At 44.1% G+C, this 25,662-nt stretch carries 22 protein-coding genes and 1 pseudogene; 20 read left to right on the forward strand and 3 right to left on the reverse strand.

What is annotated here, in order from left to right; genetic code table 11:
• The first annotated feature begins 1 nt into the window (after window position 1).
• Complete coding sequence (gene coaD / locus BMZ58_RS10610) at window positions 2-478, forward strand: pantetheine-phosphate adenylyltransferase (RefSeq protein ID WP_075036533.1); 477 nt, start codon at window positions 2-4, stop codon at window positions 476-478.
• Window positions 479-498: 20 nt separating this feature from the next.
• Here coaD and ylbJ read toward each other — a convergent pair whose 3' ends face one another.
• The gene (ylbJ, locus tag BMZ58_RS10615; protein ID WP_341864782.1) at window positions 499-1,638 is read right to left on the reverse strand and encodes a sporulation integral membrane protein YlbJ; all 1,140 of its coding nucleotides are present in this window, start codon (window positions 1,636-1,638) and stop codon (window positions 499-501) included.
• A gap of 222 nt (window positions 1,639-1,860) precedes the next feature.
• Between ylbJ and BMZ58_RS10620 the strand changes: the two genes are divergently transcribed.
• Window positions 1,861-2,658 carry a patatin-like phospholipase family protein gene (locus BMZ58_RS10620; protein WP_075036535.1) on the forward strand — a complete coding sequence of 266 codons (798 nt, stop codon included), beginning with the start codon at window positions 1,861-1,863 and terminating at the stop codon, window positions 2,656-2,658.
• Entirely contained in the window at window positions 2,655-3,683 is a 1,029-nt protein-coding gene (locus BMZ58_RS10625) for a SepM family pheromone-processing serine protease (protein ID WP_075036536.1), read from the forward strand. Before BMZ58_RS10620 ends, BMZ58_RS10625 begins: the two co-directional genes overlap by 4 nt.
• 396 nt (window positions 3,684-4,079) lie before the next feature.
• Here BMZ58_RS10625 and BMZ58_RS10630 read toward each other — a convergent pair whose 3' ends face one another.
• Window positions 4,080-5,291, reverse strand: a complete 1,212-nt coding sequence (locus tag BMZ58_RS10630; RefSeq protein ID WP_075036537.1) for a nucleotidyltransferase — start codon at window positions 5,289-5,291, stop codon at window positions 4,080-4,082.
• A gap of 205 nt (window positions 5,292-5,496) precedes the next feature.
• Between BMZ58_RS10630 and BMZ58_RS10635 the strand changes: the two genes are divergently transcribed.
• The 4 genes from BMZ58_RS10635 to BMZ58_RS10650 all read left to right on the forward strand — a co-directional run bounded on the left by BMZ58_RS10635 (window position 5,497) and on the right by BMZ58_RS10650 (window position 8,208).
• Entirely contained in the window at window positions 5,497-6,018 is a 522-nt protein-coding gene (locus BMZ58_RS10635) for a YceD family protein (RefSeq protein WP_075036538.1), read from the forward strand.
• A 48-nt stretch (window positions 6,019-6,066) separates the two neighbouring features.
• Window positions 6,067-6,240: a 50S ribosomal protein L32 gene (gene rpmF, locus BMZ58_RS10640; RefSeq protein WP_075036539.1), complete on the forward strand. Its 174-nt coding sequence runs from the start codon at window positions 6,067-6,069 to the stop codon at window positions 6,238-6,240.
• Window positions 6,241-6,905: 665 nt separating this feature from the next.
• Window positions 6,906-7,661 (forward strand): enoyl-CoA hydratase/isomerase family protein, encoded by a 756-nt coding sequence (locus BMZ58_RS10645; protein WP_075036540.1) that lies wholly within the window; start codon window positions 6,906-6,908, stop codon window positions 7,659-7,661.
• A 64-nt stretch (window positions 7,662-7,725) separates the two neighbouring features.
• Window positions 7,726-8,208 (forward strand): RsfA family transcriptional regulator, encoded by a 483-nt coding sequence (locus BMZ58_RS10650; RefSeq protein ID WP_075036541.1) that lies wholly within the window; start codon window positions 7,726-7,728, stop codon window positions 8,206-8,208.
• An 82-nt stretch (window positions 8,209-8,290) separates the two neighbouring features.
• Here BMZ58_RS10650 and BMZ58_RS10655 read toward each other — a convergent pair whose 3' ends face one another.
• Window positions 8,291-8,776, reverse strand: coding sequence for an N-acetyltransferase (locus BMZ58_RS10655; protein WP_083412684.1), 486 nt, complete (start codon window positions 8,774-8,776; stop codon window positions 8,291-8,293).
• A 159-nt stretch (window positions 8,777-8,935) separates the two neighbouring features.
• Here BMZ58_RS10655 and BMZ58_RS10660 point away from each other — a divergent pair, with 159 nt between their 5' ends.
• From BMZ58_RS10660 to spoVE, 13 genes and pseudogenes are all read left to right on the forward strand, one after another.
• Window positions 8,936-9,817 carry a ketopantoate reductase family protein gene (locus BMZ58_RS10660; RefSeq protein ID WP_075036542.1) on the forward strand — a complete coding sequence of 294 codons (882 nt, stop codon included), beginning with the start codon at window positions 8,936-8,938 and terminating at the stop codon, window positions 9,815-9,817.
• Complete coding sequence (locus BMZ58_RS10665) at window positions 9,810-10,193, forward strand: DUF3397 domain-containing protein (RefSeq protein ID WP_075036543.1); 384 nt, start codon at window positions 9,810-9,812, stop codon at window positions 10,191-10,193. The genes BMZ58_RS10660 and BMZ58_RS10665 overlap by 8 nt, the downstream gene beginning before the upstream one ends.
• A 568-nt stretch (window positions 10,194-10,761) precedes the next feature.
• Window positions 10,762-12,387 carry a bacillithiol biosynthesis cysteine-adding enzyme BshC gene (gene bshC, locus BMZ58_RS10670; protein ID WP_075036544.1) on the forward strand — a complete coding sequence of 542 codons (1,626 nt, stop codon included), beginning with the start codon at window positions 10,762-10,764 and terminating at the stop codon, window positions 12,385-12,387.
• Between the two features lie 161 nt (window positions 12,388-12,548).
• Window positions 12,549-12,980, forward strand: coding sequence for a division/cell wall cluster transcriptional repressor MraZ (gene mraZ / locus BMZ58_RS10675; protein WP_075036545.1), 432 nt, complete (start codon window positions 12,549-12,551; stop codon window positions 12,978-12,980).
• Window positions 12,981-13,001: 21 nt separating this feature from the next.
• Window positions 13,002-13,983, forward strand: a pseudogene (gene rsmH, locus BMZ58_RS10680) (16S rRNA (cytosine(1402)-N(4))-methyltransferase RsmH).
• Window positions 13,980-14,348 (forward strand): cell division protein FtsL, encoded by a 369-nt coding sequence (ftsL, locus tag BMZ58_RS10685; protein WP_075036546.1) that lies wholly within the window; start codon window positions 13,980-13,982, stop codon window positions 14,346-14,348. Before rsmH ends, ftsL begins: the two are co-directional and overlap by 4 nt.
• A 16-nt stretch (window positions 14,349-14,364) precedes the next feature.
• Entirely contained in the window at window positions 14,365-16,506 is a 2,142-nt protein-coding gene (locus BMZ58_RS10690; protein WP_075036547.1) for a penicillin-binding protein, read from the forward strand.
• A gap of 87 nt (window positions 16,507-16,593) precedes the next feature.
• Window positions 16,594-18,516 carry a stage V sporulation protein D gene (locus BMZ58_RS10695; RefSeq protein ID WP_075036548.1) on the forward strand — a complete coding sequence of 641 codons (1,923 nt, stop codon included), beginning with the start codon at window positions 16,594-16,596 and terminating at the stop codon, window positions 18,514-18,516.
• Between the two features lie 48 nt (window positions 18,517-18,564).
• The gene (locus BMZ58_RS10700; protein ID WP_075036549.1) at window positions 18,565-20,040 is read left to right on the forward strand and encodes a UDP-N-acetylmuramoyl-L-alanyl-D-glutamate--2,6-diaminopimelate ligase; all 1,476 of its coding nucleotides are present in this window, start codon (window positions 18,565-18,567) and stop codon (window positions 20,038-20,040) included.
• Window positions 20,037-21,395, forward strand: coding sequence for a UDP-N-acetylmuramoyl-tripeptide--D-alanyl-D-alanine ligase (locus tag BMZ58_RS10705; protein WP_075036550.1), 1,359 nt, complete (start codon window positions 20,037-20,039; stop codon window positions 21,393-21,395). The genes BMZ58_RS10700 and BMZ58_RS10705 overlap by 4 nt, the downstream gene beginning before the upstream one ends.
• A gap of 39 nt (window positions 21,396-21,434) precedes the next feature.
• Window positions 21,435-22,421: a phospho-N-acetylmuramoyl-pentapeptide-transferase gene (gene mraY, locus BMZ58_RS10710; RefSeq protein ID WP_075036551.1), complete on the forward strand. Its 987-nt coding sequence runs from the start codon at window positions 21,435-21,437 to the stop codon at window positions 22,419-22,421.
• Window positions 22,418-23,761 carry a UDP-N-acetylmuramoyl-L-alanine--D-glutamate ligase gene (gene murD / locus BMZ58_RS10715; RefSeq protein WP_075036552.1) on the forward strand — a complete coding sequence of 448 codons (1,344 nt, stop codon included), beginning with the start codon at window positions 22,418-22,420 and terminating at the stop codon, window positions 23,759-23,761. Before mraY ends, murD begins: the two co-directional genes overlap by 4 nt.
• A 62-nt stretch (window positions 23,762-23,823) precedes the next feature.
• The gene (gene spoVE, locus BMZ58_RS10720; protein WP_075036553.1) at window positions 23,824-24,918 is read left to right on the forward strand and encodes a stage V sporulation protein E; all 1,095 of its coding nucleotides are present in this window, start codon (window positions 23,824-23,826) and stop codon (window positions 24,916-24,918) included.
• The last annotated feature ends 744 nt before the right edge of the window (window positions 24,919-25,662 follow it).

The raw sequence follows: 25,662 nt of genomic DNA on the forward strand, positions 1-25,662 counted from the left end.
TATGACAAAGTTAGCGATTTGCCCGGGGAGTTTCGATCCGGTTACATATGGACATTTAGATATCATCCGCAGGGGAGCGAAAGTATTCGACCATGTAATTGTGGCGGTTTTCAATAATCAGAGTAAAGCCCCTTTATTTAATGTTGAGGAGCGGAAAGCCCTCTTGGAAGAAGTGACGAAAGACCTTGACAATGTGACAGTAGATGCTTGCAGCGGGCTTCTGATGGATTATGCAGAGGACAAAGGTGCACAGGCGATCATCCGGGGATTGCGTGCGGTCAGTGACTTCGAATATGAAATGCAGATCACGTCAATGAACCGCAAACTGAATGAGGATATTGAAACCTTTTTTGTGATGACAAACAATCAATATTCTTTCCTGAGTTCAAGTATCGTCAAAGAAGTAGCGAAATATCGGGCGAACATTTCTGATCTCGTTCCTCCATCCGTGGAAAAAGCGCTCTCTGAAAAATTTTAGTCGATAAGAATGAATGACCCCTACATATCGTATTTGTAGGGGTCATTTTTTATCCGGCGATGACTGTTCCATTTGACGGCGATCATCAAGGATATCATCATAAGGGTGATGGGAGGGCCGTAATGCTGGAAAAACTCAATGATCGGTGCTGTAAAGCTCTCATTGGGGTTCCAAATAGGCATCGTTTGTTGTTGGAATGGAAGATAAGCGTAGTAAAGTACATAGGTTAATAAGGAAGCGATGATGCCGTGAGCGATACGGGCTAAGGCGTAAGGTTTAAAACGGATATCTGTTTCTGCGAGAATGCTTGCAATTTGAGCCTGGATGGAAAACCCGTGAAAACCAAGAATGAAACTGACGATTAACAATTGATAAAGTAAGGATTCATGTGTTTCCGTAATGGCGCCAATTCCTGTTGTCAATTCCAGCATCCCTGCTGTAAAAGGGACATGAAAGCTTTCAGGCAGGCCTGTATAGGCGAGCAAATGAGAAAATATATGAATTGCTCCCGTCTGCTTCAAGAGCTCTGTAAGTACAGAAAATAACATGATGAATCCCCCGACCATGAGAAGAGTGTCGACGGATCTTGTCACTGCATCGCCCATTAATTTTCCTAAAGTACGACCATCCTCCAGGCGGGATTGGTGCATTTTTGAAAAGGCTGCCTTCCAGGTTGAAGATTGCCGGTCCATCCGATGATGGTCTTCTTTCTTTTTATAAAAGCGCATCCCGATTCCAACTAAAAAGTTTCCACCATAATGGGCGATAGCGATAAGAATACCAAGACTGGCATCGTGGAAGAAACCGACCGCCACGGCACCGAAAATAAATAATGGACTGGAAGCATTGGTAAAAGCGACGAGCCGTTCTGCTTCTACACGGGAAACTTGTCCTTTTTTTCTAAGGTCAGCCGTCCATTTCGCTCCAGAAGGGTATCCGCTCGCCATACCCATAACCCATACGAAACCACCGGAACCTGGCACATTGAACAGCGGACGCATAAAGCGTTCACTGAGAGCGCCAAGTCCGTGCACCACCCCGAAGCCAATTAAAAATTCAGCGGTAATGAAAAAAGGGAGAAGAGAAGGAAAAACAACTTCCCACCAAAGGTCAAGTCCCCTCAAGCTTGCAGAAAGTGCTTCACGAGGGAATAATATCAATGCTATCGCTAATGAAGAAGTAATTAGCGTTAAGGAAATGGTTTTTAGTTTTGAAATGGAGAACGCCTCCTTGGGTTTGCAGTTTCCTGTACTTCTCTTTCTAGGAATAGTAGAATAGGGATATATTTTGACGGCATAAGTTGTCTATATATCCATGTGTACGCTCATAAGGGATGGGTTTATTCCATAAAATAAACCATCTGTATGTAGGAGGAATGACGAGTGGGCAGACCGAAAGTAGGATTGGCGTTAGGTTCTGGAGGTGCACGTGGTTTTGCACACTTGGGTGTTCTGAAAGTCCTTCGTGAGCACGATATCCCTGTCGATGTGATAGCAGGAAGTAGTATGGGAGCTCTTGTCGGCTCTTTTTTTGCTGCAGGTCAGCGGATCGAAGATATGTATAAACTTGCCTTTACATTTAAAAGAAAATATTACCTGGATTTCACAGTCCCGAAAATGGGATTTGTTCAAGGAAGAAGAATCAAGGAATATATACGCTTATTTACATTCGGGAAAAATATCGAGGATTTTAAAATCCCTATGTCGATTGTTGCTACAGATTTGTACGCAGGGGAAAAAAAGATCTTCACCTCAGGGCCGGCAAGTTCCGCTGTACGAGCGAGCATTGCCATTCCGGGAATTTTTGTCCCTGAGAAAATTGATGATCGTCTTTATATCGATGGAGGTGTCATCGACCGTGTACCTGTATCTGTCGTCAAAGGGATGGGAGCTGATTTCGTAATCGCTATCGATTGTGCCCACTTTGATGCAGATCCGAATATCAATTCCATTTATGATGTCATTACACAAAGTATAGATATCATGCAGGATGAGCTGGTGACAGCCATAGGGGTATCAAAAGATGCGGATATTATGATCCGACCGGATGTTTCCAACTATAGTTCCCGTGCATTTACTAATTTACAAGAAATTGTCGGAGCGGGAGAAAGGGCAGCGGAAGACAAAATTATAGAAATAAAAGAGAAGCTCGCTGCGTGGAAGGAGTCAACAACAGAATGAAAACCAACAAAAGAGTAATCATAACTGCCATTATTACCATTCTTATCGTAGCCTTTTTGGGAGCCTATCAACTCCCTTATTACATTTATAAACCAGGTACAGCCGATGCTTTGAATGATATCGTCGAAGTCGAAGGAGGCCATACAAGTGAAGGTGATATGCATCTCGTCACGGTTCGCGGAGGACAAGCAACACCGCTGCAATGGCTGTTAGCCCAGGTAAGACCTTTCCATCAAATCTATCCGTTGGAAGAGATACGTCCAGAGGGAGTCTCAGAGGAAGAATATTTCCATGCACAGTTACAAATGATGGAATCTTCCCAAGAAGCTTCGCAAGTAGTGGCCTATCAAGCAGCAGGAAAAGATATTGAGATAAACTATGAAGGTGTTTTTGTGATGAATGTCATAGAAGGAATGCCTGCGGAAGAGATACTGGAAACGGGAGATCAAATCGTAGAAGTGGACGGTAAAAAAATAGAAGAAACAAGCGATCTGATCGACTATGTCAGCAGCATGGAAGATGGGGACTCCGTTAACCTTACCATCGTTCGTGGCGAAAAAACGCTGGAACGGGAACTAGAGCTTGCAACTTTCCCGGATAACCCAGAAAAAGTCGGGGTTGGGATTTCACTTGTTACCGATCGTACAGTTGAAGTGAACCCGGCTGTTAATGTGAAAAGTGGAGAGATTGGCGGACCTAGTGCCGGTCTGATGTTCTCATTAGAAATTTACGACCAGTTGACGGAAGAGGATCTAACAAAAGGTTATGAGATTGCCGGCACAGGTGAGATCAATTATGAAGGACAAATCGGCCGTATCGGCGGAATTGATAAAAAAGTGGTGGCTGCTTCCGATCATGGAGCCGACGTATTCTTCGCACCGAACGAAGAGGGGCGCAAAGGATCCAATTATGAAGTGGCAAAACAGACAGCAGAAGAAATTGATACAGAAATGGAGGTCGTTCCGGTAGATACATTCCAGGATGCTCTCGATTATTTACAACAACTCGACCCCGCCCAAGGATAATTAAAAACCACTCCTGAAAAAAGGAACTTCCGCATCCGGAAGTTCCTTTTTTTTTGTCGACAGTTATTCAACTAAATGGCAGTATTCTGGAAGATTCAGTTTCGAAATAACCGGGATTCGTTGCCGTATTAAGAGTGAGGGCTGGCTGGGAAGCAACTCGCTTTCCTGTGGGGGGCCTGGCGAGCTTCCTCTGGGATCTGCGGGACAGGGTGAGACCCCGCAGAGCTTTAGCTCAAGGAGGCTCAGCGCCCGCCTCACGGAAAGTGTTCAAATGTGGAACCGCCCTGGGCGATGGAACTGGACGAACCTTTTCCCGTAGCCCCTAAACTCCCACTAAAGTCTCGAAAAAACTGAGTCTTCCAAAATCGGAGCTTTTATGGAAGGTTAAACTTATAATTAAAGGATAACAGGAGCACCGTATTCTTTTTTTAGGGCACGAACACGAATAGCAGGGCTTAAAACACTATAGTAAGCAGCGGCCGCTCTTGCCTCGAGGTCGAGCATTTCGCTTTCGAGCTGCTGCGGCTGTGTAATTACAGGAATGGTCGTTTCTTTTTTGATCATTCTTAGATATTTCTTTCCTGAATCGTTCATACCCAGCACCCGTGCGTACGGAGGGGGCGTCGCTCTTAATAATTGACTTGCTTCCAGTTTATCCGTACCTACAAGAATATGAACAAGCGTTCGTTGGAGTCGTGTCCACGTGTACCGTTTGGTTTTCAACTTCATCAAAAATTCATGGAAAGACGTCGCTTCTTTGATCGCCCGCTTCAGGCGGTATTCAATTCCTTCCTCCACACCATGAAAACATCGCAATGTGCTTTCTTCCATTGTAAGAATTTTATATTGAAGTAAGTGAAAATATGCTTCCCATTCATGCCATAAGCCATGACCATCTTTATATTTCTGCAATTGTTCCTCCGTTGTAGAGGGGATGGTAGTTTGGGCATCACTACTCATTTCCCCTTTAGCCAGTAATTCTTTTCGTATGCTAGTGGCACTAGCGACAGATCCAGTGATATCTTCGTCGTGGAAATGATTATTTTTCCTTAATACTGTCAATGGTTCTACCTCTGGGGCATAAGTGAGGAGTTGTTTCACATAGCTATAACCAAGGATATTATTCGGCTGTGAGAGATCGATGGTTCCAGAAGGAAATTTGATGGCTTCATATCCTAATCGTGATGCTTCTGGATAAGAAAGACCTTCATTCAAATACTGCCTGAGTGCCACTTCATATTCTTCTTTCCATTTATGCATATGTTCATAGGCTTTCGTAAAAGCGCTTATGTCACCGTTTTCGCTGCCAAAGCACACGCTGTCGACTCCGAGTTCCGCTAAGGTTTGTATCGCCCCTTTGCTGAAAAAGTCGCTATGCTGCACGGCATAGAGAAATGGGAGTTCCACAACAAGATCTGCGCCCCCACGAAGAGCTGCTTCTGTCCGGTGCCACTTATCAATAATTGCCGGCTCCCCCCGCTGAAGAAAATTTCCACTCATGATAGCGATCATGCAATCAGCATCTGCATGTTTTTTCGCCTTTTTCAAATGATAAAGATGTCCATTGTGGAAAGGATTGTATTCGACAATGACTCCGCATGATTTCATAAGAGATCCTCCTGTCTATATCTTTTCTATTGAACAAGTGTTTGGTTTATTTTATCATGTTAGTAGGGAAAATTCGCATCTCGTCCTGAAAATGTGGTATCTTTACTGAATCAGCTTAGCTTAAGGAAAGAGCTGTAAAGAAAAAAATATTGACAAATCAGCGAAATCCTTTTACAATAACTCTTGTTGCCATGAGGTGATAACTATGAAATTTCCTCTACAAAAACTCAAACAAACAGGTGATGAGCCTTTTTACTTTGAGGATGACGTAGATATTCGCGAATTAGAGCAAATGAACAATGACATTCGCAGGATTTCCCCTGTTCATGTCAAAGGTCAAGCAATCACACGAGGAAATGATATAACGGTAACTTTTTCGATTGATGGAGAAATGGTGTTGCCTTGTGCCCGGACGTTAGTTGATGTGACTTATCCATTTCACATTGATGCTCTAGAGGTATTCAATCTGTCACCTTACCATACAGAAGAAGATGACTCTGAAGTTCATTCCGTGAATGGAGAAGTGCTTGACTTAACGCCTTATATCAAGGAAAATGTACAGTTGGAGATTCCGACACGCGTATTTTCCAAAGATGATGAGGCTCATGAAGCAGCCCCCCAGGAAGGGAAGGGCTGGCAGGTGGTTACAGAGGAACCAGAGGAAAAGAAAGTGGATCCTCGAATGGCTAAACTGCAATCATTATTAAATGAAGAAGAGAACGACTAAGAAAATCTTCATGGTTCTCAGAATCGTAACTTAAAGGAGGTGTACAACATGGCAGTACCTAAGCGTAAAACGTCTAAAAAAGTAAAAAACCAACGTCGTACTCACAAGAAACTTCACGCACCAGGAATGGTTCAGTGTGATAACTGTGGCGAGTACTCAAAACCACACCATGTTTGCAAATCTTGTGGACAATATAATGGAAAACAAGTGGTGAACAGCTAAGTTCATCGAAAGAGGTCTGACTCCGGTCAGGCCTTTTTTATATGTCTATACTTCACCCATAAAAGCTCCCCGTTGTAGAAGCCGCAGCTTCGAGGTGATCTGGGGGTCCGTTTGCCATATTAGGAGTCAAGGGTGGTTGGGAAGCTACTCGCTTTCCTGTGGGGGAACTGGCGAGCTTCCTCGGGCTGTCGCCCTGTGGGATCTCGCCTACCTCCTTCTCCCACGGGAGTCTCCCAGCTTCCCCACCACCCCATTACATCCAGGAGAGAAACGAACCCATTACTAAGATGCCCCCCACTCGGAATCGGGCCTAAAACGCTCTATATCACGCTTTCACCTTCAGAATAGTGGCCATGCAAGTCTATATCTTCCACACTTGCTTTGAGTAAAAAGCAGATTATTCCAGAAGTGGTTTCGGGACACTCACATGGTAAAGGGGCGGAGGGAAACGGTGAGACTCCTATGGGGCGTGTGGGACAGGTGAGACACCGGAAGGCAAAGCCTGAGGAGGCTCAGCGCCCACCCCCACGGAAAGCGAACCGTTTCCCGTAGCCCCTAAAGCCCCTACAAACATCTCGAAATCGAGTCTTCAAGAATACTGCCATTTAATTGAATACTTATCATTATTTTTCTGGTACATTAGGGAAGAAAGGAGTGGAGGGAAAATGAAACAAGTATTGATAGAGAAAAACGATGAGTATGCTATTTTAACGTTGAATCGGCCGGAAAAAATGAATGCGGTTTCTAAACAAATGACAAAGGAGCTATATGAAGCTATCTTGTCTTTGAAAGAGGAAGACCTTAAATTTCTAGTCGTTACCGGTGCAGGAGATCACGCTTTTTGTGCGGGTGGCGACCTAAATGAACATCATGGAGAAATGGTAGCAGAGGAAGCTTATGACATTCTTCATTCTATGAAAGAAGTTTTATACGAGTTGGCTACTTTCCCTGTCCCTACATTTGCTTTACTGAATGGTCAGGCCCGGGGTGGTGGGTGCGAAATTGCTACCGCTTGTGACTTTCGCTATGGATTGGAGTCTGCCTCCTATGGATTTGTTCAAGGAAATTTAGGGATCACTCCAGGATGGGGAGGCGGAACATTATTATACCGCAGGATTAAGAGTGACTATGCTGCTCATTGGCTAATGGATGCGGAAATGTATTCAGCAGATCAAGTCTATCGGATAGGTTGGTTACATAAAAAGATTACGGTAAACTGGAGTGTGGAAGAACTTTTTCCATCATTTTTGAATAAGACGAGCGAGCAGATGCGTGTATTCAAACAGCAATATCTCAAACATCTGGATGGAGATAGGTTATCCCAGCAAATGGACCAGGAAGTCCAACAGTGTTCTTTGTTATGGGAATCGGATGAGCATAAAGAAGCGGTTAGGAAGTTTGCTGCGAAGAGAAAAAGATGATAAATGCGATTCTATCAATCATTCCTCCTGCATAACTATAAGCAAACGATAGAGGAGGGATGCTATGGATGCCCCAAGACAAGATGCCTGGAAGGACGAAGAAGACCTTTTATTGGCGACGACAATACTGAAACATATTCGCGAAGGGAAAACACAGTTGGAAGCCTTCCAGGAAGTCGCTGAGCAGCTGCGTCGGACCCCGGCAGCATGTGGATTCAGGTGGAATGCCACCGTCCGGAAAGATTATCAAAAAGAAATCCAGGAAGCTAAGAACAGCCGAAAAGCGACCCGCACTTTTTATAGTCCCCCTGCAACGTCCGAAGAGACCCCGATGTCTCTCGATGCAGCTATTTCATTTTTGAAAGAAATGAAAAGTAAACAGTTCGATGAGCAAGGGAAAGAGCATTTAGAAAACCAGCTCAAACAACTCAATGAAGCGAATAAAAAGCTGCGAGAGGAATTAAAGCAATGGGAAGCGGCTTGGAACGAAATGGATAAACTCGTCCATTGGGTAAGAGAAAAACGTAAGAGTGAAAGTGGTGTTTGATCGTTTCTCCCTCATGCTATTCATATACTTTTAGATCATAAAAAAGGCCCCTACAGTATAGTGTAGCGGCCTCATTCTTGTGTTAAGCATTTATTTCTCTTTCTTCTACCCCGGACGGCATCCAGATCAATGGGTTTTCACCTAAGTCACGCTCAACATCGTAGTGAGCTTTCTGGAAACCCATCTTTTCCCAGAAGCCATGAGATTTGATGCGTGGATTTGTTTTGATCGGTAACTCGAAACTTTTCGCAAATTCTACCAGGGCTTTGCCGTAACCAAGACTACGGTAATCCGGCAGTACCTCGAGCTTCCACAGTTCTAAATAATCCTGTGGTGGATTGAAATAGTGGTCATATTTCGCTTTCACTCGGTATAAGCTCATCCGCGCAACTAAAGCGCTTCCATAATAAATACCGTAAAAAGGTGATTCACTATCATTTTCGACGATATTACTCTCCAAATCCTCCAGCATCGTAAGTTCCTGGTTTCCGTATTCTTTGAAGCGCTTAAACTCTTCAAGCGTCTTATAATTGACTAATAAAGGCTGTACTTTTGTTTTTGTCATCATACCAGAATCCCCTTTCAAATATCTGTATATAATCCTATTATAATATAAAAATTTTCAGAATGAAATGAATAATGATGCAAGAAACAAATATCGACTGCAATAGCGGAAAAGAATCTGCTACAATTGGATATTAGATTAGTACGAAGTGAGGAGAGATCGATGAAAATCGGAATTATTGGAGCAGGTTCTATAGGATTATTGTTGGGGGTCTATTTAGGCAGGGCTCATGATGTGCATATGTTTGTTAGAAGAGAAGGACAAAAGGAGAAGCTCAACTCGGAAGGTATTCTATGTGATGTGCTGGAAAACCCTACCCCAGTTAATGCCCATCTATCTTCAGAAATGGCTTCTGGCTACGATTTATGGATAGTTACTATAAAACAACATGGAGTGGAGGCTCTACTTGAGCAAAATCTCCCGACAGATGCTCCTTATTTATTCTTGCAAAATGGAATGGGTCATTTGGAAAAGCTATCGAATGCAAATATTTCAAGTGCAGTCGGAGTAGTGGAACATGGGGCTCTGGCAGAAGGGGACAATAAAGTTGCTCATACAGGGAGAGGGAATATACAAATCGCTAATTTCTCTCATCTTGCAGGGGAGATCGTCTCGCTTATCGAAAAATTACATACCATTACTTTTCCATTTTATTATAGAAAAGACCATCAAATGATGCTTAAAAATAAACTCATTATAAATACAGTGATCAATCCTTTAACAGCGGTATTTGGACAAAAGAACCGGTGTATTCTGACTAATCCATATATACAAAAGATCGCATTCCAATTGTGTGAAGAAGCGTGTGGAGTTTTAGACATGGATATTTCTAAAGAGTGGTCCAGGGTGGAAGAGATAGCGGGAAAAACTTCAGAAAACCAGTCCTCTATGTTGAAAGATCTTAAGGAGCACCGGCTTACAGAGATAGACAGCATCAGTGGTTACATACTTAATCAGAGTCCTCTTCCTTTGCCTTGTCACCAATTTGTTATCAGCGCTATTCATGCACTGGAGTATGAAGAGGGGGTGAGAAGTTTTGAGTGATCTTTTTGCTTATATTCTTGCGATCGTTTTGACATTGCCTCTACCTTTCTTAATCATTTTTTATTTGTGTGCAAGGAAATGGAGCCGGCGTAAGCTGAAAGCCCTTCATCGTACCGCAAACTTTACTGCCCCTATTTTCATTTTGGCTGTCCATGTCCTCCTTGTCGTCCTTTTTGAACGGAGCTTTTTTCCTTTCATCATCGTCTTCCTTTTACTTTTGTTAGGAATATCTATGGTCGCGCAATATAAGATGAACGACGAAGTACGTTTGAGACATGCGTTCAAAGGTTTTTGGCGTATTAGTTTTCTTTTGTTCATGTTTTTCTATTTAGGGTTATCCACTTATGGTCTAATTACTAGAGTTTTCTTCATTTGAGCTGCGTGTTGCCCCTAACTGGTGTCCAGACACTCGAGAGCATAAGCAAATCTATTCTGTGGCAATGACTGACGCAGCGTAGCTTTGCTTATGCTTTTCATGTCTATCAGGACGCTTCCGCATTTCAATCACTCCACTATTCAACATGTTTTATAAAAACTGACATAGAATAAGAAAGCGATTATCGGCCAGTTGGCTAATGCCTGGCTGTGCCGGTGTTTTTATCCAGATTTCGAGTGTCTACCCCTTAGGTCTTAAGTCCACTCCTGCGGTGAAGAAAGACCCCCTTCACTGCAGGAGTGTTCTTAAGCTTGTCGGGGCTGACCAAGGCTCTTCCGCATTTCTTTTTTGGGATCCGGTTGCGATGGGCAGATCTTCGCGACATAAGCACTCCGTTTCTGTGGAGAAAATCGCTCCACGTCAACGTTTTGCTTATGCGTGTCAGATCTACCAGCCCATCTCCACACTTCTATCAAACAGATAATGTGAATTTTGTGGTTGTTTTTTGTACAATACAGTGGGATACATATTAATGTGTAACTTTTGCCTATAAAGGAGCCGTATAGATATGCGTATTGATCCGATTGATTTAGAGCCGAAACAGTCATTGTTTCGTGATTATAAAAATAATTATGAAAAAATTGCAGATAGATTCAGTTTCCATCCTTTTGAGGGGGCCACTTGGGAAAGTCGTTTCTCCCGGTTGAAGGAACAGTCCTATCAAAGGGAAGAGCTGGCTGATATACTCAAGCGGATGAATGACGATTGGGCTGCTCCGGAGAAGACGTTAGAAAATGTTGAGAAATTAAGAGAAGAAGACAGCACGGTTGTTATTGCAGGACAGCAAGCTGGGTTGTTGACGGGACCTCTTTATTCTGTCCATAAAATCATTTCCGTTTTGCAATTGGCTAAGGAGAAGGAAAATGAGCTCCATAAACCAGTTATTCCTGTATTCTGGATAGCAGGGGAAGATCACGACTTCGATGAGATCCATCATGTGATGATGAAGAAAGACGACCACATGAGCAAAGTGACTATTGATCATGTGCCGGAAACGAAAGCGTCTGTTTCTGAAATCGTCATGGACAAGGAAAAAGCTTCCGAATGGTTGTCGGACGTTTTCCGTATGGTTAAAGAGACAGAACACACGCAGGATGTTTATAAAGAGATGGAGCGACTTTTGCAGGAATCAAACACCTATAGTGATTTCTTTGCAAAAGTTGTGTACCACTTGTTCCCGGATGAAGGACTTGTTTTGTTTGATGCTCATGCGCCGGAAGTGAGAAAGCTTGAGTCTTCTTATTTCACTACGATGATAGAACAAAATAAAGAAATCGCTCAAGGCGTTTATGCAGTACTTCAAAAAAATCGCCAGCAAGGGTATGAGATCCTCCTGGACAGTGAATTGGAAGATGCTCATTTGTTTTATCACCGTGATGGAGAGCGAATATTACTTATGCGTGATGAGGAAGGGCGGTTTCGTGGAAAAAACAATGAAGTCGTTTTGACAAAAGAAGAGCTTTTACAAATTGCCAAACAAACACCCGAACGCCTGAGTAATAATGTAGTTACAAGGCCGTTGATGCAGGAATCTCTTTTTCCAGTTCTTGCTTTTATCGGAGGACCGGGAGAAATTAATTACTGGTCAGCATTAAAGCCTGCTTTTGAAGCGGCAGGGTTGTGTATGCCGCCTGTCCTGCCGCGTCTATCGTTCACTCTGATAGACCGGAAGACAGGCCAGGATATGGAGAAATTCCAAATCCCACCGAGGGAAGCTATTGCAGTAGGAGTCAGTGAACGAAAATTGAACTGGATTTCCTCTATGAGTGCACCTCCGATCCGTCAGCTTACAGAGCAGGTGAAAATGGAGATTGACCGGGTACATGCCCCTTTGCGAAAGAAATCAGAGTCTCTTGGGGGAGATCTGAAACAACTGGCAGAGAAGAACTTGGAATATTTGTTCAATAACATTGATTTCCTTGATAAACGCCTTCACCAGTCCATGGAGGAGAGGTATCAAAAAGAAATGTCCCAGTTTGATAACATAAATGTAACTGTTCATCCAGGTGGTGGTTTACAGGAACGGATGTGGAGCATTGTCCCATGGGTTAACCAGTATGGTGTAACGCTTTTTCAGCAGATGAATAGACACCATATGAGCTTTCAGCATGACCATTATGTCGTTTATTTGTAGAACAACTCCTCCACAATCCACCACTACAAAATAAATGGATAAAACCTTCAAAATCTTGCCTTCCCGGGCAGGATTTTTTTTGTGGGCAAAGAATGAATAAAAAGTAAGTGGAGAAAAGTGGGGCGATGTGGTAAGGTGGATTTAGAAGGTGGGGGAACACTATGTTCATGGGTGAATTTCAACACAACATTGATAGTAAAGGACGGATCATCGTACCCTCGAAATTCCGTCCGGATCTTGGTGACAGCTTCGTGCTGACACGAGGTTTAGATCAGTGTCTGTTTGCTTATCCTATGAATGAATGGAAGTTGCTTGAAGAGAAGCTGAAAAAACTTCCCCTCACGAAAAAAGATGCCCGCGCTTTCACCCGATTTTTCTTTTCTGGTGCTGTTGAATGTGAAGTGGACAAGCAAGGAAGAATCAACATTCCACCACCGCTCAGGAAATATGCCTCCCTCGATAAGGAATGTGTGGTCATTGGTGTATCCAACCGGATTGAGTTTTGGAGTCATGAGGAGTGGGAAAGCTATTTCGAAGCATCCGAAGAGTCCTTCTCAGAAATCGCAGAAAATATGTTGGATTTTGATATCTGATAGTCAGAAACGAGTGAAACCATGTTTGAACATTATAGTGTATTGAAAAGTGAAACAATAAACCATTTAGATGTAGACCCGGAAGGTATTTATGTAGATTGCACGTTAGGAGGCGGCGGCCATTCAGAAGCGATTGCTGCTGCGCTGACGGGAAAAGGACGCCTTATTTCATTCGATCAGGATGAGATTGCGTTAGAAGCAGCGAAAGAACGTTTGAAGAAGTACGAAGACAGAGTAACCTTCGTTCATGCAAACTTTCGTCAATTAGAAGAGAAGTTGGCAGAGCTTGAGGTAACGGATGTCGATGGTGTCATTTACGATCTTGGTGTATCAAGCCCACAGCTGGATGTGGAAGAACGCGGGTTCAGCTATCATCAAAACGCCCCACTTGATATGCGGATGAATCAAGAAGATGAGCTGAGCGCGAAAGAGGTCATCAATGAATGGCCGTATGAAGATCTTGTTCGTATATTTTTTAAGTATGGAGAAGAAAAATTCTCCAAGCAGATTGCGAGAAAGATTGAAGCGGCAAGAGAGTCGAAGCCAATTGAAACGACAGGGGAACTTGTTGAATTGATTAAAGAAGGGATTCCTGCCCCAGCCAGGAGGAAAGGCGGGCACCCTGCAAAAAGAATTTTTCAGGCTATCCGCATAGCAGTTAATGATGAACTTGGTGCCTTTCAGGATAGTCTTCACCAGGCAGCTAGAGTTGTTGGAGTCGGGGGGGAGGATCGCTGTGATCACTTTCCACTCTCTCGAGGATCGCCTGTGCAAGCAAGCGTTCAAAAAATGGAGTTCCAACCCACCTTTACCGAAAAACATACCAATGATCCCCGAGGAAAAACAGCCGCCTTTTCGTTTAGTTAGTCGAAAGCCTATAGTAGCCGAAGATTTGGAACTTGAGGAAAACCGCCGCTCTCGTTCAGCGAAATTAAGGATTGTCGAGAAAGTCAAACCTTGGAATAAGGAATTCGAATTTAATGAAGGGTGGAAACAAACATGAGTGCTGAACAGATTAGAAAACAGCAGCCTTTACAGCAGCCTGAAAGACAGAAACAGGTCAAAGTAAAGGTACATAAACAGAAATGGATTAGTACCGGAGAGAAGATTCTCTATTCATTCGCTACAGCAGCTGTCCTTGCTGCCTCTGTATTTTTAGTTCAAACCTCTGCAGCGACAGATGCGATCAATCGTGATATCCGCGGTTTAGAACAGGATATTCAACAACAGCAATCACAGAATGAAAACCTTGCCTATCAAGTGAAAGAATTGAGCAATCCAGATCGGATCCTCAGCATCGCTAAAGAAAACGGACTCAATATCCAGAACGCCCAAGTAAAACAAGCCGGCAAAATCAATAATGAATAACGGCTGGTGATGCAAAATGAATAATCGAAACAAGAATTTCAGCACTGTCTTTTTAATCCTCGTGTTTTCGATCATGTTTTTCATTATTGCCGGACGTTTCCTTTATATTGAAACAGTTGGATCCATTGATGGTGTGGACTTGACTGCCTGGGCAGAAGACATACGGACGACCTCTTATGAAATCGATGCAGATCGAGGGAAAATTTATGACAACAACGGAATGGTTCTCGCCTACGATCGTCCAACGTATCGATTATATGCGATAGTGGATCCGGAATATTCTGCTAACCTTGATCCACCTCAACATGTGACGGACCCAGGAGAAACAGCCAAGAAACTAGCTCCTTTTCTTGATATGAAAGCGAGTGAAATCCAACAGACGCTTGAGGAAGGTAAAGAGAATGACCGTTTTCAGGTGGAATTCGGTTCAAATGGACGGTCTCTTTCCCAAGAAGCTAAAGAAGAGATTGAGGAACTTGAGCTCAATGGAATAAAGTTCAAGCAGGAATCCAGGCGTTATTATCCGAATGGTCAATTTGCTTCGCATGTGATCGGGTTTGCTCGGTCAAAAGAAGGCGAAATTAACGGTGTTACTGGTATCGAAAAACAAATGGAAAAGCATTTGCAGGAAGAGAAAGGGAAAATAAGTTACGAACGGGATAAATATGGGACAAAGTTATTGGATCCTAATGAGGTTATGACAGAACCTGAAAATGGCAATGATGTGTATCTCACCATCGATCAGAAAATCCAGACATTTTTAGAAGATGCGTTAACTCAAGTGGAGGAAGAGTATAGTCCCGAAAAAATCATGGCCGCGGTCATGGACCCCGATACAGGGGAAATTTTAGCGATGAGTAACAGACCAAGCTACAACCCGAACAATATTGGAGATGTAGAGAATTGGTACAATGATATCGTTTCCCATACGTTCGAACCTGGATCCACAATGAAAATTTTCACATGGGCTGCAGCCATTGATGCAGGCGTGTATAAAGGGAGCGATGTGTTCCAGTCGGGAACATATAAGGTTCCAGGGCATACGATCGGAGACCACAACAACGGTGAAGGGTGGGGGCCGATTTCCTATGATGAAGGATTTCAACGCTCCTCAAATGTTGCTGCTTCTAAACTTGCTTTAGAAGTGCTTGGTCCTACGAAACTACGAAAATACTTGTCGGCGTTTAACTTTGACGAAAAGACAGGTATTGACCTTCCGAACGAAAAGAACGGCCGCTTCGTGTTTGATAGGAAATCTGAACAAGCGACCACTTCCTTCGGCCAAGGTTCTACGGTCACAGCCATTCAGATGATGACAGCTGCAACAGCAGTAGCCAATGATGGAAAGATGATGCGTCCATATATGTTATCTAAAATCACTTCCGGTGACACAGGAGAAGTGTTGAAAGAGAACGAGCCGGACCAAATCGGAACCCCAATCTCGAAGGATACAGCAGACCAAGTGAGAGAGTTGATGGGAGAGGTTGTGACCTCAGAACAAGGAACAGGGCAGTCGTTCAAATTAGACGACTACACCTTAGCAGGCAAGACGGGTACTGCCCAAATTAGTAAGCCTGGTGGCGGTTATATGTCCGGCCGTGAAAACTACACCTTCTCATTCATGGGAATGGCCCCTAAAGAAGACCCTGAATTGCTGGTCTATGTAGCTGTTCAACAACCACAACTAGAAGCTACGGAACTCGGGTCGGAACCCGTCTCTTATATTGTCCGGACGGTGATGGAGAACAGTCTTCATTATATGGACATCCAACCAGATAAAGAGACCGATCAATCCTTCTCCCCGCTTACCATGCCTGATGTAGCGGATGAGAGTACAGAACAAGCAGAACAAAAACTGAAAGAAAGCTTTGAAAATGTCGAAGTGATCGGAAGTGGAGAAAACGTAGAAGCAATCCTTCCTTCTCCTGGCACAAAGGTAGTGGAGAACCAACGGATCATGATTGTAACCGATCAACCCAAAATGCCGGATTTAACAGGATATTCTGTACGTGATGTTCATAAGCTTGCGAAACACTTCAAGTTGAACATTGAAACGATGGGCAATGGATTTGTAAAAGCCCAAAGTATCCCAGCAGGATCTAACATAAAAGAAGGCGGATATTTAGTTGTTGAATTAGAACCGCCTCAGTCTGAATAACACCATTCCTGGCAGTGTTCTAATCGTTTCTCGATTGCATATAGTGATACAAGCTGACTCTATCGACTTCAAAAAGGAGTTATTTAGATGAGACGAGTATCACAAGTGGTCGTAAAGAAACGATTAGTCACTGTTTTTCTTGTGGGAATGGTTATTTTTTTTGTCATTGCAGGCAGGCTTGGTTACGTGCAGTTCTTCTTAAGTGACTTCCTTATTTCAAAAGCAGAAGAATCCTGGAGCAGGGACATTACTTTTGAGCCTGAACGTGGAAAGATTCTCGACACTAATGGAGAAGTGCTTGTCGGAAATCAATCCGCTCCGACGGTAATGGTAGTGCCGAGACAGGTAAAGGATGCGGAAAAGACAGCTCAGCACCTCGCACAAATTTTGAACATGAGTGAAGAAAAAGCGTACGAACATGTAACGAAAGTCACATCTATAGAAAGGATTCATCCAGAAGGCCGCAAAATAAGTGAAGAGCAGGCAGAAGCGATTCAATCGTTACAACTTCCCGGAGTATACGTTGCGGAGGATTCAGAGAGGTATTACCCTCATGGTTCGTTCCTTTCCCATGTGCTAGGGTTCAGTGGAATAGATAACCAGGGACTTTTAGGTCTGGAAGCTTATTATGATGAAGAGCTGAAAGGAGAAAAAGGAGCACTATCTTTTTTCAGTGATGCAAAAGGTAAAAGAATGCCGGACATGGCAGACATCTATAAGCCCCCAGTGGATGGGAAGGACCTTCAGCTGACCATCGACTACAAAGTCCAGTCGATCATCGAACGTGAACTTGATATAGCTCAAGTGAAATACAATCCTGATGGAGCTGTAGCTCTTGCTGTCGACCCGGACACAGGAAAGGTCGTCGGCATGGCGACAAGACCGAACTTCAACCCTGCTAATTATCAGGAAGTAGAACCGGAAGTATACAACCGTAACCTTCCGGTGTGGAGTACGTACGAGCCTGGGTCGACCTTCAAGATCATCACGTTAGCAGCTGCTCTAGAAGAAGATCTGGTTGATCTCGATGAGGATCACTTCCATGACTCTGGGTCGATAAAAGTGGATGGGGCAACATTGCATTGCTGGAAGCGCGGAGGTCATGGGGAACAAACATTTTTGGAAGTAGTCCAAAATTCTTGTAACCCGGGCTTTGTTAATCTCGGACAACGTTTAGGGAAAGAAAAGTTATTCGAATATATCGATCGTTTTGGCTTTGGCGAAAAGACTGGTATCGACTTAGAAGGAGAAGGAAAAGGGATATTGTTCAAACCGGAAAATGTAGGTCCAGTGGAACAAGCTACGACAGCATTTGGACAAGGGGTCTCTGTCACGCCCATTCAGCAAGTCATGGCTGTCGCTGCTGCGGTGAATGGTGGCTATTATTACGAGCCTTATATCCAGGAATCGTGGAAAGACCCGATAAGTGGTGAAATATTAGAAGAGAACGAACCGAAATTGAAGGAAAGGGTCATTTCTGAAAAGACGTCAGCAGAAATCCGTCGCTCTCTTGAAAGTGTCGTTGCGAAAGGGACAGGAAGAGGCGCATATGTGGAAGGCTACCGGGTCGGTGGAAAGACAGGGACAGCACAAAAAGTAGGTCCTGATGGAAGGTATATGGAAAATAACCATATCGTCTCTTTTATTGGTTTTGCACCTGCTGATGATCCGGAACTTGTGGTTTACCTTGCTATCGATAATCCTAAAAATACAGTCCAATTCGGTGGAGTGGTAGCAGCTCCGATCGTCGGGAATATCATGGGCGACAGCTTAAGAGCTCTGGGAGTCGAACCGCGTAAAGATGGGCTTGAAAAAGAGTACTCATGGCCAGATGAACCGCTTGTAGAAGTGCCTGAAGTGACAGGGATGGAAAAAGAGGAATTAAGCCAAATGCTGTTAAATCTCGAAGTGGAAGTGAGCGGGGAGGGTTCTAAGGTGATAACCCAGGCACCAAAAGCAGGAGTCAAAGTTCCTAGTGGTTCGACCATCCGTGTTTATTTAGGGGAATAAGTAGTGGTTTGGTATAATAATACTTGCACGTAGGTAAGGGTGACACGTATGAAAATGAAAAAACTCTTGCGATTCATTCCTTTTTATAAAGTGACACAACCGATCTCAGAGGTGATGGTAAAAGGGCTCTCCATGGATTCGAGAACGACAGAACCCGGAGATGTGTTCATATGTTTGCGCGGCGTCGATGTAGATGGTCATCGATTCGCTGAAGATGCAGTGGCCAAAGGAGCGGTGGCCGTCATTGCGGAGGAGCGGGTGGAAACATCCGCTCCGGTTGTTCTTGTCAACGACACGTCCCGGGCACTCGCTATGACAGCTGCTGCATTTTACGATTGTCCAACCGAACATCTTCATATAATTGGAGTAACGGGAACGAATGGGAAGACAACCATCACATACTTGCTGGATGAAATTTTTCAGCAGCAGAAAGATCGAACAGGAATCATCGGGACCATTCAAGTTAAAATTGATGGGGAGACGTTTCCTGTGAAAAATACAACACCTGATGCGCTGACATTGCATAAATACTTTCACCACATGCGAAAAGTAAAAGTTGATCAGGCAATCATGGAAGTGTCTTCCCACGCGCTTGACCAGGGAAGAGTCTATGGGTGTGATTTCGATATTGCCATCTTCACCAATTTGACTCAGGACCATTTAGATTATCACGAAAATTTCGATGATTATCTTCGTGCAAAGTCCCTATTGTTCGCGCAATTGGGGAATGGGTATAATAAACAACGGGAGAAATTCGCAGTGATCAATAAGGACTCCCCATCAGCGAAGAAGTTCATTCAGTCCACATCACAAGGATTGCTCACTTATGGCATCCATGAACAGGCAGATGTGAAAGCAGAAGAATACACAATGACAGAAACGGGTACATCATTCTTAATGACGACACCCATCGGATCCATCAGGATTGAAAGCCCGCTTATGGGAATATTCAGCATTTACAATATGCTTGCAGCAGCAGGAGCGGCGATTTTGTCCGGAGTCTCTCTTGAAACGATACAACGGTCCTTTCAAGAGACGAAAGGAGTGCGTGGGCGTTTTGAGCCTGTTCGTGAAGGGCAGGAATTCGGGGTAGTCATCGATTATGCCCATACACCGGATTCCTTGAAGAATGTTCTCAAGACACTTAGGGATTTATGTAAAGGTTCGATCTGTGTTGTCGTCGGATGTGGGGGAGACCGCGATCGCAGTAAACGGCCACTGATGGCACAGGTCAGTACGGAATATGCGGACAGAGTCATTTTTACAAATGATAACCCGCGTTCTGAAAATCCACGACAGATTTTCAAAGATATGACCACTCATTTGAATGGTCCTTACAGCATCATCGAAAATCGGGAAAAAGCGATCCGTCATGCATTGGTCCAGGCGCAAAAGGGGGATGTTGTCCTCATTGCCGGGAAAGGCCATGAAACATACCAGGAAATTAAAGGCACCCGTTACCATTTCGATGATTGCGAAGTGGCGAAATCAATATTAAAAGAAATGAAGGAGCGTCCATCATGATTTTTGAAGTCAAAGAACTAGCACAGTTATTTACCAACCATCAAGGAGCAGCAAATGATCTAATTACTATCGATTCTGTCATGACGGACAGTAGAAAAACGGCAAAACAAAGTCTTTTTGTGCCGATCGTCGGGGAGAACTTCGATGCCCACCAATTCCTCGGGGAAGCGATCAAACAAGGAGCAGTTGCGGCCCTTTGGCAAAAAGATCAGCCTGTACCGCGACTTGCTCCTACAGAATTCCCCTTGTTCTTTGTGGAAGATACGACGAAGGCGCTTCAGCAAGTTGCCTCGTATTATTTAAATAAAGTGGATCCGATAGTGGTAGGTATCACCGGCTCAAATGGAAAAACGACAACGAAAGATATGGTAGCCTCTGTCCTTGCGACGAAATACCAGACACATAAGACAGCCGGAAACTTTAATAATCATATCGGTCTTCCGCTGACAGTGCTATCGATGCCCATGGATACAGAAGCTGCCGTCTTAGAGATGGGAATGGACCGTGCAGGAGAAATATCCGTATTATCGAACCTGGCTCACCCGGACTACGCGATTATCACGAACATTGGAGAATCTCATATTGAGAACCTTGGGTCCCGCGAAGGTATTGCAAAAGCGAAACTCGAGATCACCGAAGGGTTATCATCGGAAGGAACGCTCATCATTGATGCAGATGAAGCCTTGTTGGAAGACCAGAAAAAAGGTTCAAGAACAGTGTCCTGCGGGTTTGGGGACGATGCCGATTACCGTGCAGCCATTCAACGATTGACAGATGATTACAGCACTTTTACTGTTCGTGAACATTCCTTTGAATTACCAATGGCTGGGAAACATAATGTAAAGAATGCTACATATGTGATTGCACTTGCCGAACGCCTGGGGCTATCCGTGGAAGAGATTCAAAAAGGGTTCAGACAATTAGAAATGTCCGCCATGCGTTTTGAAAAGCATGAAGGCCACAAAGGATCCTTGATCATCAATGATGCTTATAATGCGTCTCCAACATCTATGAAGGCGATTATCAAAGTTATCAGTGATTTGACATCAAAAAGCAAAAAAGTGTTAATATTAGGTGATATGTTCGAGCTGGGTGAACATTCCGAAGCATTACATGAAAGTGTTGCCGAGGCTATTGATGCGAATATTCATGCCGTGTATACCATTGGCGATCATTCGCGTAAAATTTCTGAAGCAATCTCGACCACACACCCAACGATCGACACAAAACATTTCATAGAAAAGAAAGAGCTAAGTCATCACGTCCGTTCACTATTGACGGAGGATACGGTCGTACTCATCAAAGCTTCCCGAGGAATGAAATTAGAAGAGTTGCTTGAGAATCTTGTGGATTGATCGATTGGCGATGATGAGGCAAAAGGAGGAGAATTACCGATGAACGACTACATACTACTACTAACTATGGTTATTTCATTTGCTATCACTGTTGTGATCTCGCCAATGATCATTCCTTTTTTAAGAAGATTGAAATTTGGTCAGGCCATCCGCGACGAAGGACCTGAATCTCACCAGAAAAAATCAGGGACACCGACGATGGGAGGCGTGATGATCATCCTTGCAGTGGTGATAACGACGCTCATCTCGTCCTACTGGTTTAACCCGAATGCAGAGAACACCCAATTGTTCCTTGTACTATTCGTCCTGGTCGGGTACGGTTTGCTCGGCTTTTTAGATGATTATATTAAAGTCGCGATGAAAAGAAATCTAGGTCTTACTTCCAAGCAAAAGATGCTTGGTCAAATTGTCATTGCCTTAGTAGTTTATTTAATCTTAAGAAATTCTGATTTCCCGACGTTTATCAGTATTCCGGGAACATCGATCGAACTGGATCTTGGCTGGGGCTATGCTTTACTCATTTTGTTCATGCTTGTTGGTGCTTCAAATGCGGTCAACTTAACAGATGGACTTGACGGTCTGTTAGCAGGAACAGCAGCGATCGCATTCGGAGCCTTTGCTATTTTAGCCTGGACAGGTGTGATGAACGTTGAAATTACCATCTTTTCCTTAGCGATTGTCGGGGCGTTGCTTGGTTTTCTTGTTTTCAATGCGCACCCAGCGAAAGTGTTTATGGGAGATACAGGCTCCCTGGCACTAGGTGGAGCAATCGCGATTATCGCTATTTTGACTAAGCTTGAACTTGTGCTCGTCATTATTGGCGGTGTCTTCGTACTGGAGACGCTTTCTGTCATCATTCAGGTTATTTCTTTTAAAACAACAGGAAAACGTGTATTCAAAATGAGTCCTCTCCATCACCACTATGAACTGAAGGGCTGGTCCGAGTGGCGCGTAGTCACAACTTTCTGGTCTGTCGGACTCGTCTTTGCCGTACTTGGGATCTATATTGAGGTGATGTTCGGATGAAGACACTAAAAAATTTCCCCTATCAACATGTACTTGTCTTAGGTCTAGCTAAAAGTGGAACAGCCGCTGCAGAGCTTTTATTGGATAGTGGTGTAGAAGTAAGGATTAATGATCTTAAGGCAGATAAAGAGACAGCGGAAGTCCAGGCATTAATCAACAAAGGAGCGGATGTCGTAACGGGTGGTCACCCATTATCTGTGTTGGATGATATTGACTATCTCGTCAAAAATCCTGGCATCCCTTATGAGAATCCAATTATAGCAGAGGCTGTGGAGCGAAAGATTCCTGTGGTCACAGAAGTGGAGCTTGCGAGCTTTCTGCATGAAGGCCCGCTAGTAGCTGTCACCGGCTCTAATGGTAAAACGACGACTACGACTTTGATCCATGAAATGATCAAAGCCGATCAGCAAGCCGTGGCTTTGGCTGGTAATATTGGTCATGTTTCCTGTGAAGTCGCTAGAACAACGGATGATAAGGAAACGATGGTGACTGAGCTCTCATCTTTTCAGTTGTTAGGTACAGAACGTTTCCGTCCGGATATTTCTGTTTGGCTGAACTTATATGAAGCTCATCTGGATTACCATCATACACTGGAAAATTACCATAGGGCGAAGGCGAAAATAGCAGCCAATCAAACCGCTGAAGATACGTTGGTGTACAATGCGGATGATAAAAAAATTGAACAATTCTTGCCTGACGTGAAGGCTAAGCTTGTTCCTTTTTCTATTGAAAAGAAGGGACAAGGTGCCTGGGCCGATGAAGCGTTCATTTATTTTAACGAAGAGCCCATCATGAAGAAACATGATATTGTCCTTGTGGGAGAGCAAAACCTGCAGAATATTCTTGCTGCTGTCGCTGCTGTCAAAGTGAATGGCATAAAAAACGAAGCGATTGTTGAAGTGTTGAAATCTTTCGCCGGCGTGAAGCATCGATTGCAGTTTGTCACGAAGAAAAATGAACGCCTGTTTTATAATGACTCAAAGGCTACGAATATACTCGCTACTACTTATGCGTTGAAGTCCTTTGAAAACCCGGTGATATTACTTGCAGGAGGTCTCGATCGGGGGACGACCTTCGAGTCTCTTATCCCGCACCTTGATTCCGTTAAAGCGATGGTCGTATTCGGTGAAACAGCTGATATTTTAAGCGATACCGCTCGTGAAGCAGGAATTGAGGATGTTATCAAAGTGGAGACAATGAACGAAGCCGTGAATGAAGCATATGACCGTTCGGATGAAGAAGATGTCATTCTTCTTTCCCCGGCATGTGCGAGCTGGGATCAGTATCGTACATTTGAAGAAAGAGGCAACATGTTTATCGAAGCCGTGCATAAGCTCTAATAAGGGCTTTATGCGACAAGCTTGAGCCCTGTTTTCCAGAGATGGGAGGTAGGGCTTTTTTTATGGAAGAAAAAAAGCCGGATTTATGGTTGGTCATCGCCATCCTCGGTATTCTCCTTATCGGGGTCGTGATGGTGTACAGCTCCTCGAGTATATGGTCGGAGTATAAATTCGATGACCCCTGGTTTTATGCTAAGAGACAGCTTTTATTTGCCACAGCAGGGTTGATAGCGATGTTCGTGTTATCAAGGATTCCCTATTATGTATGGCATGCCCATTCCAAAATGATTTTGATTATTTGTCTGGTTTTTTTGGTTGCAGTATTGATCCCCGGTGTAGGGATGGTACGCGGAGGGGCCAGGAGCTGGATCGGTGTCGGCATGTTCAGTATCCAGCCATCAGAGTTTATGAAACTCGGTCTCATTTTGTTTCTCGCCCGTTTTTTATCTGAGCGGCAGAAAAAGATGAACTCTTTTCAAGAAGGTTTTTTACCTGGACTGGCTCTCATCCTTGTTCCGTTTGCGTTGATCATGTTGCAGCCTGATTTAGGGACAGGTGTAGTGATGGTCGGGACATGCCTTGTGATGATGTTTACAGCAGGAGCAAGAATCAGTCATTTTATGTGGATTGCGGCTGCAGGGATGGCGGGCATGATCGGCTTGATTGCCTCCGCACCCTATCGTATCAAACGGATTACCGCTTTTTTGCATCCCTGGGAAGACCCTCTTGGGGCAGGGTTCCAAATCATCCAATCCTTATACGCCATCGGCCCAGGAGGCTTGCTCGGTCTAGGACTCGGTAATAGCATGCAAAAGTTTTTTTACCTTCCAGAGCCGCAAACGGACTTTATTTTTGCCGTGCTAGCAGAAGAACTCGGGTTTTTAGGTGGACTTCTAGTCCTCAGTTTATTCTTCGTCCTGTTGTGGAGAGGAATACGTGCAAGTCTTCTTGCTCCGGATCTGTTTGGTTCCTTATTGGCATTAGGAATTGTAGGGATGATCAGCATTCAAGTTATGATTAATGTCAGCGTTGTTACCGGATTAATTCCAGTCACAGGGATTACATTGCCACTCGTCAGTTACGGGGGATCTTCCCTGACCCTAACGCTCGCCTCGCTTGGGTTGTTGCTCAGCGTCAGCCGCTTTTCTACTAAATGAATAATCTTTCCCAAAGGCCAGAGCCATCTCTGGTCTTTCTTTTTGCAAAATTATATATTCAACAATCTGTCCGTATTCTTGAGGACTTGAGCTCGAGATGTTTGTGCAAGTGGATGGGGCTGCGGGGGCCTGGGGTCTCACCAAGCACTCTCTTCTCGTTCTTACACCTGAATGGACCTACATTCATAAGATTACCTAAGCCATATGTGTGCTATCCAGCTCCAGTGCCTAGTGAGACTTCCATCGCTTCTTTACTAGTCATTTCAGGAAGAAGAACACTCCCTGTAATGATTGTTCTTAAGCTTATCGAGGCTGACCAAGACACCTCCACATTTGAATGTCCAGTCCATACGCCGCTGACCAAGGCACTTCTGCTTTCACATTAGGAGTCTCCCCATCCCCCTCTGCTCATTTGGCATATCAGTCTCTCGAAACCACTTCTGGGAACACTGCTTGTATGCTCAAGGGAAGGGGAGAATATAAAACGCCTCAATGGCCATTCCAAGAGTGGAAGTATGATATAGAGCGCTTTATATATGCTTATGAATGAGGGGAAGACGTCCCATCTTGGTAAAGGGGTTCGTTCCCCACCACCCCTGAAGCTCCCCATGGCAACGAATCCTGGGAACCATCTCGAAGCTGAGTCTTAAGCAAACGGGAGCTTTTGTGGAGGAGGGAAATGAATTTGTGAGTAAATTTATTAATTTGCAAGTGAATGTTTAGTTAGAAAGGGGAGTGGGTAAA

It is taken from the genome of Halobacillus dabanensis (assembly GCF_900114165.1).
In the GTDB taxonomy this organism is placed as follows: Bacteria; Bacillota; Bacilli; order Bacillales; family Halobacillaceae; genus Halobacillus; species Halobacillus dabanensis.